At 75.0% G+C, this 13379-nt stretch carries 14 protein-coding genes; all 14 read right to left on the bottom strand.

The features are described 5' to 3' along the window. Window positions 1-77 precede the first annotated feature (77 nt). On the bottom strand, window positions 78-1163 hold the full coding sequence (hypE, locus tag ACH4SL_RS21765) for a hydrogenase expression/formation protein HypE (protein ID WP_398447962.1): 1086 nt from the start codon (window positions 1161-1163) through the stop codon (window positions 78-80). Further along, window positions 1156-2280 (bottom strand): hydrogenase formation protein HypD, encoded by a 1125-nt coding sequence (gene hypD / locus ACH4SL_RS21760; protein WP_398447960.1) that lies wholly within the window; start codon window positions 2278-2280, stop codon window positions 1156-1158. The genes hypE and hypD overlap by 8 nt, the downstream gene beginning before the upstream one ends. Beyond that, window positions 2277-2591, bottom strand: a complete 315-nt coding sequence (locus ACH4SL_RS21755) for a HypC/HybG/HupF family hydrogenase formation chaperone (RefSeq protein WP_398447958.1) — start codon at window positions 2589-2591, stop codon at window positions 2277-2279. The genes hypD and ACH4SL_RS21755 overlap by 4 nt, the downstream gene beginning before the upstream one ends. A 65-nt stretch (window positions 2592-2656) precedes the next feature. Beyond that, entirely contained in the window at window positions 2657-4993 is a 2337-nt protein-coding gene (hypF, locus tag ACH4SL_RS21750) for a carbamoyltransferase HypF (protein WP_398447956.1), read from the bottom strand. Beyond that, window positions 4990-5922 (bottom strand): hydrogenase nickel incorporation protein HypB, encoded by a 933-nt coding sequence (hypB, locus tag ACH4SL_RS21745; RefSeq protein WP_398447954.1) that lies wholly within the window; start codon window positions 5920-5922, stop codon window positions 4990-4992. Before hypB ends, hypF begins: the two co-directional genes overlap by 4 nt. Window positions 5923-5925: 3 nt before the next feature. Continuing rightward, window positions 5926-6324, bottom strand: coding sequence for a hydrogenase maturation nickel metallochaperone HypA (locus ACH4SL_RS21740; RefSeq protein ID WP_398447952.1), 399 nt, complete (start codon window positions 6322-6324; stop codon window positions 5926-5928). A 150-nt stretch (window positions 6325-6474) separates the two neighbouring features. Continuing rightward, complete coding sequence (locus tag ACH4SL_RS21735; protein WP_398447950.1) at window positions 6475-6582, bottom strand: DUF6893 family small protein; 108 nt, start codon at window positions 6580-6582, stop codon at window positions 6475-6477. Further along, window positions 6576-7178 carry a hydrogenase maturation protease gene (locus ACH4SL_RS21730; RefSeq protein WP_398447948.1) on the bottom strand — a complete coding sequence of 201 codons (603 nt, stop codon included), beginning with the start codon at window positions 7176-7178 and terminating at the stop codon, window positions 6576-6578. The genes ACH4SL_RS21735 and ACH4SL_RS21730 overlap by 7 nt, the downstream gene beginning before the upstream one ends. Further along, window positions 7175-8563, bottom strand: coding sequence for a hypothetical protein (locus ACH4SL_RS21725; protein WP_398447946.1), 1389 nt, complete (start codon window positions 8561-8563; stop codon window positions 7175-7177). Before ACH4SL_RS21725 ends, ACH4SL_RS21730 begins: the two co-directional genes overlap by 4 nt. Next, window positions 8560-9216 carry a DUF6084 family protein gene (locus ACH4SL_RS21720; RefSeq protein ID WP_398447944.1) on the bottom strand — a complete coding sequence of 219 codons (657 nt, stop codon included), beginning with the start codon at window positions 9214-9216 and terminating at the stop codon, window positions 8560-8562. Before ACH4SL_RS21720 ends, ACH4SL_RS21725 begins: the two co-directional genes overlap by 4 nt. Then, window positions 9213-9860, bottom strand: a complete 648-nt coding sequence (locus tag ACH4SL_RS21715) for a DUF5947 family protein (RefSeq protein ID WP_398447942.1) — start codon at window positions 9858-9860, stop codon at window positions 9213-9215. The genes ACH4SL_RS21720 and ACH4SL_RS21715 overlap by 4 nt, the downstream gene beginning before the upstream one ends. Further along, a complete protein-coding gene (locus tag ACH4SL_RS21710) occupies window positions 9857-10417 on the bottom strand; it encodes a hypothetical protein (RefSeq protein ID WP_398447940.1) in 561 nt (186 codons plus the stop codon). Before ACH4SL_RS21710 ends, ACH4SL_RS21715 begins: the two co-directional genes overlap by 4 nt. Next, complete coding sequence (locus tag ACH4SL_RS21705) at window positions 10414-12201, bottom strand: nickel-dependent hydrogenase large subunit (RefSeq protein ID WP_398447938.1); 1788 nt, start codon at window positions 12199-12201, stop codon at window positions 10414-10416. Before ACH4SL_RS21705 ends, ACH4SL_RS21710 begins: the two co-directional genes overlap by 4 nt. Window positions 12202-12283: 82 nt before the next feature. After that, window positions 12284-13354, bottom strand: coding sequence for a hydrogenase expression protein HypE (locus ACH4SL_RS21700; RefSeq protein ID WP_398447936.1), 1071 nt, complete (start codon window positions 13352-13354; stop codon window positions 12284-12286). Window positions 13355-13379: the final 25 nt, after the last annotated feature.

Raw genomic sequence — 13379 nt, 5'->3', positions numbered from 1 at the left:
GGGCCGAGGCCGGAGCCGGGCGCGGAGGCTCCCGCGGACGCGCCCCCCTCGTCACCCCGCGCCGGACCGCCCACCGCTCAGCAGATCCTGGGCAGTTGCTCGCCCACCGGCAGGTCGACCACCCGCGTGCCGCCGAGGCCCGTGCGGGCCACGACCATGCCCGGGTGCTCGGCGACCGCCTCGCCGATCACGGCCGCGCCCGCGCCCAGCGGGTGGGCGCGCATCGCGGCCAGCACCGCGTCGGCGTGCTCGCGCGGCACGAAGGCCACCAGCCGCCCCTCGTTGGCGACGTACATCGGGTCGAGCCCCAGCACCGCGCACGCGTTGGCGACGGGCGGCGGCACCGGCACACTGCGCTCCTCCAGCACCACGCCGGTCCGCGACGCCGCCGCGATCTCGTTGAGCGACGCGGCGAGCCCGCCCCGGGTCGGATCGCGCAGCACGTGCAGATCCGCGGTGACGGCGAGCATCGCCTCGACCAGCGAGCCCAGCGGCGCGGTGTCGCTCTCCACCTCCACCCCGAACTCCAGGCCCTCGCGCATGCTCAGCACCGCCACGCCGTGCGCGCCGACCGGACCGCTGACGATCACCACGTCACCCGGCACCACCCGCTGGGGCCGCAGGTCGACGCCCGGCGGGATCAGGCCGATGCCCGCGGTGTTGAGGTAGATCCCGTCGCCGTGCCCGGATTCCACGACCTTGGTGTCGCCGGTGGCGACCTCCACGCCCGCCGCCCGCGCCGCCGCCCCGATCGCCGCGGCGACCCGGGCGACCACCGCCATCTCCACGCCCTCCTCCAGGATCACGGCGCAGGACAGGTACGCCGCCCGGGCGCCGCTCATCGCCAGGTCGTTGACCGTCCCGTTGACGGCCAGGTCGCCGATCGAGCCGCCGGGGAAGAACAGCGGGCGCACCACGTACGAGTCGGTCGAGAAGGCCAGCCGGGCGCCGCCGAGCGTGACGGCCGCTGCGTCGCCGAGCTGCGCCAGCACCTCGCCGCCGAACGCCGGCGCGAAGACGTGCTCCACCAGCTCCGCGGACATCGCCCCGCCGCCGCCGTGCCCCATCACCACCCGCGGTTGGTCGCGCAGCGGCGCGGGGCAGGTCCACGACAGCATGTCCACCGGCGCGGGGGCGGCCGGCGAGGGAAGGGTGTCAGACAACGGAGGTCGCCTCCTGGCGCGCCGGGGCGGTACCGAGCCGCCGGTAGAGGTAGTACGCCGCGCACGCGCCCTCGCTGGAGACCATCGTGGCGCCCAGCGGGGTGCGCGGGGTGCAGACGGTGCCGAACGCCTCGCACCGGTCCGGCTTGAGCAGCCCCTGGAGCACCTCGCCCGCCCGGCAGGCCGCGGGCTCCACCGTGCGGATGCCGTCCACCGAGAAGCGGTGCTCGGCGTCGAACTCCCGGTAGCGCTCCGACAGCCGCCACCCGCTGCGCGGGATCACGCCGATACCGCGCCACGCCCGGTCGGCCACCTCGAAGACGTCGTCGAGCATCGCCCGCGCCGCCGGGTTGCCCTCCTCGCGCACCGCCCGCGGGTACGCGTTCTCGACGGTGTGCTCGCCGCGCTCCAGCTGGGCCACCGTGCGCCGCACGCCCTCCAGGATGTCCAGCGGCTCGAAGCCGGTGACCACGATCGGCACCCGGTGACGCTCCGCCAGCTCCGGGTATTCGCCCGTGCCCATGACGCTGCACACATGGCCGGCCGCCAGGAACGCCTGCACCCGGCAGTCCGGCGAGCCCATGATCGCCTCGATCGCGGGCGGCACCCGCACATGCGACACCAGCAGGCTGAAGTTGCGGATGCCGAGCCTGCGCGCCTGGTAGACCGTCATGGCGTTGGGCGGCGCGGTCGTCTCGAAGCCGATGCCGAAGAACACCACCTGCCGCTCCGGGTTCTGCTGCGCGATCCGCAGCGCGTCCAGCGGCGAGTACACCACCCGTACGTCACCGCCCTCGCCGCGCACCCCGAAGAGGTCGCGCCCGGTGCCCGGCACCCGCAGCATGTCGCCGAACGAGCAGAAGATCACGTCCGGACGCGACGCGATCTCCAGCGCCTTGTCGATCACTTCGAGCGGGGTCACGCACACCGGGCAGCCGGGACCGTGGATCAGCTCGACCTCGTCGGGCAGCAGCTGGTCGATGCCGTGCCGGATGATGGTGTGGGTCTGCCCGCCGCACACCTCCATCAGCGCCCACGGCCGGGTCACGGTCGCGCGGATGCGGTCCAGCAGCCGCCTGGCCAGGTCCGGGTCCCGGAATTCCTCGATGTACTTCACCGCAGCTCCTCCCGCGTCGTCCCCGCGCCGTGCTCCACTGCACCGGCCTGCGCCGCGATCTCCCACGCGTCGCCGAACTCCTCCTGCAGCATGCCGAGTTCGGCGAACAGCTCCAGCGTCCTGAGCGCCGACTCCTCGTCGAGCCGCTGGAGCGCGAAGCCCACGTGCACGATGGCGTACTCGCCGACCTCCAGGTCCGGCAGGTACTCCAGGCACACCTCCTTGACCACACCGCCGAAGTCGACGCTGGCCATCCGGGTGCCGTCCCGGTCCTCGATCTCCAGCACTCTGCCGGGCACCGCCAGGCACATGGGCTCTCCTCGCTCGTGTGGGGCTGCTGTGGGGCTGTCGTGGGTGAGGGGGATGCGGTACGTCGTCAGGTGCCCGCCGCGCCGCGGTGGGCGGCGACCACCAGCTGGCCGAGCGCGAGGCCGCCGTCGCCCGGCGGGACGAGGCGGTGCGCCAGCACCGTGAAACCGTCGGCGCGCAGCCCGCGGCCGCAGGCTGACGCCAGCAGGGCGTTGCCGAACACCCCGCCGGTCAGCACCACCGTGTCCAGCCCGTGCCGCTCGCGAGCGGCCGCGCAGCCGCGCCGCACCAGAGCGGCGACAGCGGTGTGGAAGCGCGCCGCGACCGTGCCCGCACCGGCGCCCGCCCGCAGGTCCGCGAGCACCGCCGCCAGCACCGGGCCGGGGTCGGCGACGAGTTCGGCGCCCGTACCGGGCCCCAGTCCGAAGGCGTAGCCGTCACCGTCCGGCGCGCCCGCCGCCACCGCCGCGGCCTCCAGCTCCACGGCCGCCTGCGCCTCGTAGCCCGCCAGCTGGCACACCCCGGCGAGCGAGGAGACCGCGTCGAAGAGCCGCCCCATGCTGGAGGTCGGCACGCAGTTCAGCCCGCGCTCCAACTGCCGCTCCAGCACCCGCAGCTCGTCCGCCGGGCAGGCCGCGACCGGCGGCAGCCCAGCGTCCCAGCCCAGCCCCGCGGCCCGCAGGTGCGCCAGCGCCATCCGGTACGGGCGGCGCACCGCCGCGTCGCCGCCCGGCAGCGGTACGTACGCCAGCCGGCACCAGCGGGTGAAACCGGCGTAGTCGGCGAGCAGGAACTCCCCGCCCCACACCGCCCCGTCGTCGCCGTAACCGGTGCCGTCGAAGGCCACGCCGATGACCCGGCGGCTGCCGTCCAGCCCGTGCTCGGCCATCGCGGCGGCCACGTGCGCGTGGTGGTGCTGGACGCGCACCAGCGGGCGGCCGTCGAGATGGGCCTGCGCCCACCCCGCCGAGCGGTAGCGCGGGTGCCGGTCGGCGGCCAGCAGCCGCGGGCGCACCGCCGTGACGTCCGCCAGCTGCTGCCCGGCGCGTTCGAAGGCGGCGACGGTCGCGGGGCCGTCCATGTCGCCGATGTGCGCCGACAGCCAGGCGCGCCGCCCCTCGCCGAGGCACAGCACGTTCTTCAGGTCGCCGCCGACCGCCAGCGCGGGTGTGACGTCGACCGGCAGCGCGACCGGCAGCGGCGCGTAGCCGCGCGAGCGGCGCACCGGCGACACCGCGCCGTCCACGACCCGGACCACCGAGTCGTCGCAGGGCACCCGGATCGGCCGGTCGTGCACCAGCAGCGCGTCCGCGAGCCGGCCCAGCTTCGCCACCGCCTCCGCGTCGTCCGTGACGATCGGCTCCCCGGAGACGTTGCCGCTGGTCATCACGAGCGCCGCGGGCCCCGGCGGGTCGCCGGGCAGCCCCAGCAGCAGATGGTGGACGGGCGTGTACGGCAGCATCACCCCGATGTCGGGCACACCCGGCGCCGCCGCGCCGCCCGCCCCGGGGCGCCGCCCGCGCAGCAGCACGACCGGCCGCACCGCCCCGGTGAGCAACTCCCGCTCCTGCGGGGTGGTCCGCGCCAGCCGCTCGGCGCCCGCCAGGTCCCGCACCATCACCGCGAAGGGCTTCCCGCCCCGCGCCTTGCGCTCCCGCAGCCGCGCCACCGCCGCGGCGTCGTCCGCGTCGCAGGCCAGGTGGTAGCCGCCGAGGCCCTTGACGGCGACGACCGCGCCCGCGGCCAGCAGCGCGCGGGCCGCCGCGACGGGATCGCCGTCCGGGGCCGCGGCGCCAGGCACCACCAGCCGCAGCCGGGGGCCGCAGTCGTGGCAGGCGATCGGCTGGGCGTGGAAGCGCCGGTCGGCGGGGTCGGCGTACTCCGCCGCGCACACGGCGCACATCGGGAAGCCCGCCATCGTGGTGTGCACACGGTCGTACGGCAGCCCGGTCACGATCGTCAGCCGCGGCCCGCAGTTGGTGCAGCTGACGAACGGGTGCCGGTGGCGCCGGTCGGCCGGGTCGGCCAGCTCGGCCAGGCAGTCCGCGCAGGTCGCGGTGTCGGGCGGCACCGTGGTACGGACCGGCCCAGCGCCGCGGGAGGGCACGATGGCGAAGCCGGCACCGCCCGCCGGGGCCAGGTCGCACCGCTGCACCGACTCCACCGCCGCGAGCGGCGGCGCGCCCGGCCCGACCCGCTCGCAGAAGCGCGCCACCGCGCCGGCCGCGCCCTCCACCTCCACCAGCACGCCCTCACCGGTGTTGGTGACCCACCCGGTGAGCCCGAGCCCGGTCGCGAGCGCGTGCACGTACGGCCGGAAACCGACGCCCTGCACGACGCCCCGTACGGTCACCCGGCTGCGCAGCACCGGCGGGGCGGCGGCCGGACCGGCGAGGCCGGTCATGACTCCGCGGCCACCGGGCCGGACACCCCGGCGTCCGCCCGCCCCTGCCCCGGGCCCTCGTGCCCCGGGGTGCGCGCGTGCGCGGTCCCGGCTTCGGGCCCGTGCTCGTGCGCGTGCTCGTGCGCGTGCTCGTGCGGGAGCCCCTGGTCGTGGGCCTGCACATGAGCGTGGGCCTCGTCGCGCGCGGGCCCGTTCGCGTACGCGGGCCAGTCGTCGTGGGTGTGCGAATGGCCCGGCGCCCCGCTGCGGGCCATGACCGGTTCGTGCCGCGGGCCCCCGACGGCCGCGGCCGCGGCGCGGTCCAGCAGGGCGCCCGCGCCGAGCCCGTCCCGTACCGAGGTGAGCAGCACCTCCACCCCCGGGTTGACCTGGGCGACGTTGGCGCGGAAGGCGGCCTCGTCGAAGCCCACCGCGTCCGCGAGGTCGGTCTTCGTCACCACCACCAGGTGCGCGAGGCCGAAAGCCGTCGGGTATTTGAGCGGCTTGTCCTCGCCCTCGGTGACGGACGCGAGCGCCACCCGCAGCGTCTCGCCGAGGTCGTAGGAGGCCGGGCACACCAGGTTGCCGACGTTCTCCACGAAGAGGATCCCGGTGCCGTCCGGCAGCCAGCCGTCCAGGTGCCGCGCGAGCATGTGCGCCTCCAGATGGCACAGCCCGTCGGTGAGCACCTGCTTGACGGGGGCCCCGGAACGGGCCAGGCGCCGCGCGTCGTTCTCGGTGGCCAGGTCGGCGGTGAGCGCCGCGACCCGCAGGCCGCGGCCGGTCGCGAGCAGCAGCTCCTGCTCCAGCAGCGCGGTCTTGCCGCTGCCCGGGCTGGACAGCAGGTTGACCACCGCCGTGCCGCGGGCGGCGAGTTCGGCGCGCAGCGCCTGCGCGCGGGTGTCGTTGCCCGCCAGGACGGCCTGCTGGAGGTCCACCACTCGGCACATGATTCAGCGCTCCTCGCCGCTCGGTACGGGCCCGGCCGCGACCGGCGGCGTGCCGCCGTCCGCGAAGCGCACCCCGGTGATCTGCAGTTCACGGCCGCTCAGCAGCTCGGCCGCAGCCGAACCGCACACCGGGCAGCACAGGTCGGGCGGCATCCCGACCGCCCACTCACCGGCGCAGGGCGCGCACCGGGCGCGCCCCGGCACGGTCTCGGTGACCAGTTCGGCGCCTTCCAGCACCGTGCCCTCGCAGCCCAGCCCGAAGCCGAAGGACAGCGCGTCGGGCACCACCCCGGCCAGCTCGCCGATCCGCAGGTGCACGCTGTGCACGCCGGTGGCGCCGGCGGCCCGCGCCGCCTCCTCCACCTGCCCGATCACCGCCATCGCGATGGACATCTCGTGCATCGTCGTCTTCCCTGCCGGCCGTCCCCGCCGCGTCCAGTCAAGGACGCGGCGGCAGCGGCCGGCCGCCGCCACGCCCGGGCGGCGGCGCCCGGTGACCCGATCGGCGCAAGAGCGGGCGATTGTGCCCGTGCCCCGAGCGCCGCGGCGCCGTCACATCGCGCGCATCCGCAGATAGCGCCGGATGTCCGGGACGACCTGGGCGATGGCGGCGCCGACGGCCACCGCGGCGGTACCGACGGCCAGCATCTTCTTCACCATGGCGAGGTGCTCCTCTCGTGTGTGACCGCGTCCGGGACCGCGCGGTCCCCGTCCTGCCACAAGGGCAGGCCGTCCGTGCCCCCGACCGCCCCCGCCGCCGGCTCGTCCGCCGCCCCCACGAGCCCGCGGACCAGCCCGACCGCCGCCGGGACGGCCGCCTCGACGGCGGGGCTCAGCCCCATGCCCTCCCCGACGTCCGCCGGTTCGCAGCCCACGACCACGACCCGGCGCGGGGGAGTGCCGCCGGTGCCCGCGCACAGCGTGCCCAGCAGGGCCAGCACCGCGTCCGGCGTCATCCGGTGCCCGTCGAGCACGGCGCCGGGGCTCGCGGCCGTACCGCACTCCCCGGCGTCGAGGACGTACAGCGTGCCGGGGGCCCCGCCGCGCGCGGTCGCGTCGACGAGCACGAAGGTGTCGTAGCCGTCCAGCAGCCGGTAGGCGAGGTCCACCCCGCGCACCCCTGCCTCCAGCACCTCGACGCCCGCGGGCAGCCCGGCGCGCGGCAGCCGCCGTACGGTCTCCACACCGAAGGCGTCGTCGCCGAGGAAGATGTTGCCGACCCCGGCCACCAGCGTCCTGGGGGGCGGGGCGGTCATACGTCCTCCAGCGGGCTGACCTCGTCGGGCTGGAAGTACAGGAAGCGGCCCTGCTCGCGCCGGATGTCGGCGCCCGGGTCGCCGTCGACGGTCACCGCGAGGTGCACCCCGCCGTCCACGTCGTGCAGCACCGCCTCGACCAGCGCGCTGCGGCCGTGCAGGAAGACGTCCTGCGCGTCGGTGCGGCGCAGCCCCGGCCGCAGGACGACCCGGCTGCCCGCGCCGACCTCCCGCCCGGCGACCAGGACCCGGTCGGTGTCCGGGTCGACGGTGCGGTCCCCGCCCGGGTCCCACCACGGTGTGCCGGGCTCCACCAGCAGGTCGACCTCGCCCGACGGCGTGCCGGGACCGGTGACCTCGCGCAGCGAGCGCACCGCGCCGTGCAGCCGCTCCAGCACCTCCGGCGGCATCGACTCGGCGAGGTCCACGACGGCGGCGGCGCGCGGGTCCGTCCCGCGGGCCTCGCGCTTCTCCTGCTCGGTCAGCGTCGCCGTGCGCAGCGCCAGGATCTCGTCGATCTCCAGCGCGTCGTAGAGCGCGCCCGGGCTCTCCGGCGCCACGGCCGGGTGGTCCTCCAGGATGATCGGCGAGGCCAGCACCACGTCCGCGCCGCCGTCCCGCCCGGCGAGCACCGGCCACGACCGCACGTTGGCGCATTCGGCGGTCGCGCCCCTGGCCCACTCCGGCGGGTCGGTCGGCGACAGGAAGCGGCCCGCGTCCAGACCGAGCATCAGATGCGCCGAGATCAGCGCCCGCGGCAGCGCCGCCGTACGGTCGGCGTCCGCGGGCGGGCCCGCCTGCGCGGTGTTGTCCACCACGGCGGTGAGCCGCAGCGCCGCGTACGGGCCGGGCAGTTCGGCCGCGGTGAGGGTGACGCGGCCGTGCAGCGGCTCGCGGGTGTGCACCAGGCGGCCCACGAGCCGCCCGTCCTCGTGGACGTCCTCGGTCTCCTCGCGTCCCGCGACGGTGAAGTCCGCGGTGTGCCCGGCGGTGAGTCCGGCCACCGGCACCTCGACCGTGACGCGCTCCTCCACGCCCTCGTCCCACGCGGTGAGCACCCGGTCGGCCAGCTCCAGCCCGCCGGTGTCGGCGAAACCGCCGCCGGGCAGCGCCTGCTGCACCCGGCGCCGCCGGGCGTGCAGGAAGCGCAGCTCGGCGTGCAGGACGGCGCCGCGCCGCGGCTCCATCAGCACCTCGGTGCGCTGGCAGGAGTGCTCGCCGCTCGCCTCGCCCCAGCTCGGCGGCACGAGCACGCCGAACTGCCAGCGCAGCCGGTTCTTCGCCGCCGACGCCCGGTAGGGGTAGAGGACGTAGCCCTCGAAGAGCACCGCGTCCGCCACCGCGCGGGCCGCCGCGAAACGCTCCCCGGCACCGGTCGCCGTCATGAGGCCGCACCGCCCGCGACGACGTCCCGGTCCGCCCCGGCGAGCAGCGACTCCACGGTGGCCTCCCACGAGGGCAGCGCGTGCCGGGAGCGGTAGGCGAGCAGCGCGTCCATCGCCGGGCGCGGCAGCCGCAGCCACCCGCAGCCGGGGAAGTGCTGCTCGACCATCTCCCGCCACACCGCGACCGGCATCCGGCAGGTCGCCTCGCGGTCCCACGGCACCGGCTCCACCCGGAAGCCGCCGGGCCCGGTGAAGGCCGTCCCGGCGAAGAGCACCAGCAGCGGCACCTCGCCGTCCTCCAGCGCACCGAAGTAGCGCGTCGCGGCCACGTCCATGTCGTACGTGCACGGCACCGGCAGATCCACCTCGGTCTCACCGGTGAAGCCCGGCACCACCAGCGACACCTGCGCGAACTGCAGCGGCAGCAGCGTGCCGCCCCAGCGCGACCGCACCCCGAACAGGTCGGCCAGGCCCGCGGCCTCGCCCGCCGAGTAGCCGCGCCGGGCCGGCTCGATCCGGAACTGGCAGCGCAGCGCCATCGCGTGCACCCGGGTGCCGGGGTCGGCGGTCACCCGCAGCCGGAAGACCAGCGTGGGCCCGGCGGCGTAGCGGTCGGCGCGCACCCCGGTGCACGCGAAGGAGAAGGACGTCACGCCGTGCCCCCCTGGTACGGCCGGGCGCGCCCGGCGGCCGACGTGAAGAAGTTGTCGAGCGCGGCCCGGGCCTCCGCGCCGCCGTCGAAGCCCTGCCACAGCAGCCGCATCCGGCCGACGAGTTCGTAGCAGGCGTCGATCGGGACGAGGTAGCAGGCGCAGCCGTCGCCGTCGCGGCGCAGCAGCAGCGCCTCGACGTCCGGCTGGAGCTCGGCGGCGAGCCGGGTGCGCTCCAGCACCTGCTGCCAGGACGCCGGGTCGAGTTCGCTCTCGGTCGCGCCCGCCGGGCTCGGGTAGAGGGCGACGAAGCGGTCCAGGGCGGCGTTGCGGAAGAAGAACACCACCCCGACCGGGATGCGCAGGAGTTCCCAGGCCTCGTCGTCCACGGTGTGGCCGGGGTCGGTGAGCCAGCGGTCCGGCACGGTACGGAAACGGCCGTGGGCGGAGCCGGGGTTCTCGAAGAGCATCGCGCACGCCCGGCAGGCGCAGGCCAGCGTGCGCCGCTCGGTGTCCACCAGGTGCCGGTGCCCGCCGCCCGTACCGGCCCCGCACAGCTCGCACCGCTCGGGCCGCGGCGGCGCCGGTGCGGTGAAGCGCCGCAGCCCGGTGGCGCGGCGCTGCACCGCGCCCTGACCGACCGTCATGAGGCCCCCACCGCGCCGGGCCGCGGCCCGATCTGCAGCAGCACCGGCTCGCCCGGCCCCGCCGCTTCCAGCTCCACCCGGGTCACCTCGGCGGCGAAGCAGGCCAGCGCGTCCTCCACCGCCCGCCGCCCGGCGTCGTCCCCGGCGGACGCCCCGCCGGAGCAGCCGCACCCGCCGGAGGAGGCGGCGGCCCGCAGCCGCAGCACCCCGGTGTCCGCGTCGAAGCCGGCCAGCTCGACCGGGCCGCCGGGCAGCCGGCCCAGCGCCCGCGCGATACGCGCCGCCAGGTCCTCGGGGTGCAGGTCGTGCAGCACGAGCATGCCCGAGACCAGGTCGTCGCCGAGCAGCCCCTCCACCGCCCGCGGACCCTGCTGCCCGGCAAGCTCCAGCACCCGGGCGAGCCCGGCGCCGTAGAAGTCCATGACGGTGCGCACCAGGTCCTCGGCGGCCTCGCACACGGCGCGGTCGCCGGTGGCCGCGAGCCGGTCGAGGATGTCCTCGACGCGCCGCCCGGCCGCCTCGGCGTCCCGTACGGGGGCCTGCGCCGGCGCGGTCATCCGCCCATCCCGCTCAGCCCGGTCGGCACGTGCATCGTCTGCACCGTCTTCCCGCCGCCGACGTACATGTGCACCCCGCAGGGCAGGCACGGGTCGAAGCTGCGGACCGCGCGCATGATGTCGATGCCCTTGAAGTTCTCCGGCGTGTTCTCCTCGAAGATCGGCGTGTTCTGCACCGCGTCCTCGTACGGGCCCGGGGTGCCGAAGCTGTCGCGCGTGCTGGCGTTCCACGGGGTCGGCGGGTAGGGGTGGTAGTTGGCGATCTTGCCGTCGCGGATCACCATGTGGTGCGACAGCACCCCGCGCACCGCCTCGGTGAAGCCGACCCCCAGGCCTTCGTCGGGCACCTCGAACTTCTCCCAGGTCTGCGTGCGCCCGGCGCGCACCTCGGCCAGTCCCTGCTCGGCGAAGTGCAGCGCGACCGCGGCCGCGTAGGCCTGGAAGTACGTGCGGGCGCGGTTGCGCTCCAGCGCGTTGCTCCACTTCGGGATCTTCCACTCGAAGCTGGTCTCCGGCTTGGTCATGGTCCGCGGCAGGTTGATGACCACGCTGTGCCCGGTCGCCTTGACGTAGCCGATGTCGACCAGGCCCGACAGCGCGGTCGACCACAGCCGGGCGATGGGGCCGCCGCCGGTGTCGAGCGCCAGGTGGTCCTTGCCGTCGAACCAGCGCGGCGACATCACCCAGCTGTACTTGTCGTCGAAGTTCCGCTTCTGCGGCGCCGGGATGGTGTGCTGGTTCCACGGGTGCCGCGGGTCGACCGGGTTGCCCAGCGGGTCGTGGGTGACGAACTGCTCCTGCCCCTCCCAGTCCTGGTAGTAGGAGCTGCCGAGCAGGATGCGGATGCCGAGGTTGATCTCGGTGAGGTCGTTGGTGACGAGCTTGCCGTCCACGATCACACCGGGCGTGACGAACATCCGCCGGCCCCAGTCCGACATGTTGCGGTAGGTGAAGTCGCAGTGCGCGGGGTCGTTGAGCGCGCCCCAGCAGCCCAGCAGCACCCGGCGGCGGCCGACCTCCTCGTAGCCGGGCAGCGCCTCGTAGAAGAAGTCGAACAGGTCGTCGTGCAGCGGCACCACGCGCTTCATGAACTCCACGTAGCGCATGAGCCGGCTGAGATAGTCGGTGAACAGCTGCACCGAGGCGACCGTGCCCGTACCGCCCGGGTAGAGCGTGGAGGGGTGCACATGGCGCCCCTCCATCAGGCAGAACATCTCCCGGGTGTAGCGGCTCACCTGGAGCGCCTCGCGGTAGAACTCGCCCTCCAGCGGGTTCAGCGAGCGCATGATGTCGGCGATGGTGCGGTAGCCGTGCTCGGCGGCGTGCGGCGCCTCGGTGCGCTCGGCCAGCTCCAGCACGCCCGGGTTGGTCTCCTTCACCATGCGCTCGCAGTAGTCGACCCCGACCAGGTTCTCCTGGAAGATGTTGTGGTCGAACATGTACTCCGCGGCCTCGCCCAGGTTGATGATCCACTCGCCCAGGTGCGGCGGCTTCACGCCGTAGGCCATGTTCTGCGCGTAGACGGAGCAGGTCGCGTGGTTGTCGCCGCAGATGCCGCAGATCCGGCTGGTGATGAAGTGCGCGTCCCGCGGGTCCTTGCCGCGCATGAAGACGCTGTAGCCGCGGAAGACCGACGAGGTGCTGTAGCACTCGGCGACCTTCTTCTGCTTGAAGTCGATCTTCGTGTGGATGCCCAGGCTGCCCACGATCCGGGTGATCGGGTCCCAGGACATCTCCACCAGGCCGCTGCCGTCCCCGGCCGCCTTCGTCGTCGGTGATGCCATCGTCTGTGCCGTGCCCTTCGTGGTGCGGTCGGGGAAGTCGTGCGGTCGGGGGAGTCGTGCGGTCAGTGCGGGGCGGGCCCGGTCACCAGGGGGGCCGGTAGCCGGTCGTGAGCTTCTCGCGGGGGCCGCGCCACTTCGGCTCGGCGTCCACGGTGTGCTGGGTGACCTTGCGCAGCCGGCGGATGAGCGAGCCGTACGCGCTGCTGGCCGTCGCCGAGACCAGCGCGCCGGGCGGCTCGTCCATGAACGGCATGAACTTGTCGGGGAAGCCCGGCATCGTGCACGCGATGCAGATGCCGCCGACGTTCGGGCAGCCGCCGATGCCGTTCATCCAGCCGCGCTTGGGCACGTTGCACTTCACGACCGGACCCCAGCAGCCCAGCCGCACCAGGCACTTGGGGGAGTCGTACGTCGTCGCGAACTGCCCCTGCTCGTAGTAGCCCGCGCGGTCGCAGCCCTCGTGCACGGTCGCGCCGAACAGCCACGCCGGGCGCAGCTGCTCGTCCAGCGGGATCATCGGCGCCGCGCCCGAGGCCTGGTGGAGCAGGTAGACGAGCGTCTCGGCGAAGTTGTCCGGCTGGATCGGGCAGCCGGGCACGCACACCAGCGGGATGCCCGCGTGCGACGTCCAGTCCCAGCCCAGGTAGTCCGGCACACCCATGGCGCCGGTCGGGTTGCCGGCCATCGCGTGGATGCCGCCGTACGCCGCGCAGGTGCCGATCGCGACGACCGCGAGCGCCTTGGGCGCCAGCCGGTCGATCCACTCGCTCGTGGTGATGGGCTGGCCGGTCTCCGGGTCGTCGCCGAAGCCGCACCAGTAGCCCTCGGGCTTGATCGCCTCGTTGGGGATCGACCCCTCGACCACCAGCACGAACGGGTCGATCTCGCCGCGCTCGCCCTTGAAGAACCACTCGATGAACGTGTCCGCGCCCTGCACGGGCCCGCACTCGAAGTCGATCAGCGGCCAGTGCACCTCGATCTTCGGCAGGCCCGGCAGCACGCTGAGCGCGATCTCCTCGATGCTCGGCTGCGTGGCCGCCGTCAGCGACACCGAGTCGCCGTCGCAGCTGAGCCCCGCGTTGATCCACAGCACGTGGATCGGCTTGTCGTCCTGGCCGGCGGCGGCTTCGGTGTCCGGTGGCGAGGTCGTCATGGGGAATCCTCCTCTGGGTGCGGGG

The organism is Streptomyces sp. NPDC021020, assembly GCF_044333285.1.
GTDB lineage: Bacteria > Actinomycetota > Actinomycetes > Streptomycetales > Streptomycetaceae > Actinacidiphila.
This window is presented reverse-complemented; position numbering and strand designations above follow the sequence as displayed.

Excerpts from the sequence above, each read along its gene's own strand:
- ACH4SL_RS21725 (WP_398447946.1), bottom strand. The coding sequence starts at position 8,563 with ATGACGGCGACCGGTGCCGGGGAGCGTTTCGCGGCGGCCCGCGCGGTG.
- ACH4SL_RS21735 (WP_398447950.1), bottom strand. The coding sequence starts at position 6,582 with ATGGTGAAGAAGATGCTGGCCGTCGGTACCGCCGCGGTGGCCGTCGGC.
- ACH4SL_RS21755 (WP_398447958.1), bottom strand. The coding sequence starts at position 2,591 with ATGTGCCTGGCGGTGCCCGGCAGAGTGCTGGAGATCGAGGACCGGGAC.
- ACH4SL_RS21705 (WP_398447938.1), bottom strand. The coding sequence starts at position 12,201 with ATGGCATCACCGACGACGAAGGCGGCCGGGGACGGCAGCGGCCTGGTG.
- ACH4SL_RS21710 (WP_398447940.1), bottom strand. The coding sequence starts at position 10,417 with ATGACCGCGCCGGCGCAGGCCCCCGTACGGGACGCCGAGGCGGCCGGG.
- hypB (WP_398447954.1), bottom strand. The coding sequence starts at position 5,922 with ATGTGCCGAGTGGTGGACCTCCAGCAGGCCGTCCTGGCGGGCAACGAC.
- ACH4SL_RS21715 (WP_398447942.1), bottom strand. The coding sequence starts at position 9,860 with ATGACGGTCGGTCAGGGCGCGGTGCAGCGCCGCGCCACCGGGCTGCGG.
- hypF (WP_398447956.1), bottom strand. The coding sequence starts at position 4,993 with ATGACCGGCCTCGCCGGTCCGGCCGCCGCCCCGCCGGTGCTGCGCAGC.
- ACH4SL_RS21740 (WP_398447952.1), bottom strand. The coding sequence starts at position 6,324 with ATGCACGAGATGTCCATCGCGATGGCGGTGATCGGGCAGGTGGAGGAG.
- ACH4SL_RS21730 (WP_398447948.1), bottom strand. The coding sequence starts at position 7,178 with ATGACCGCCCCGCCCCCCAGGACGCTGGTGGCCGGGGTCGGCAACATC.
- ACH4SL_RS21700 (WP_398447936.1), bottom strand. The coding sequence starts at position 13,354 with ATGACGACCTCGCCACCGGACACCGAAGCCGCCGCCGGCCAGGACGAC.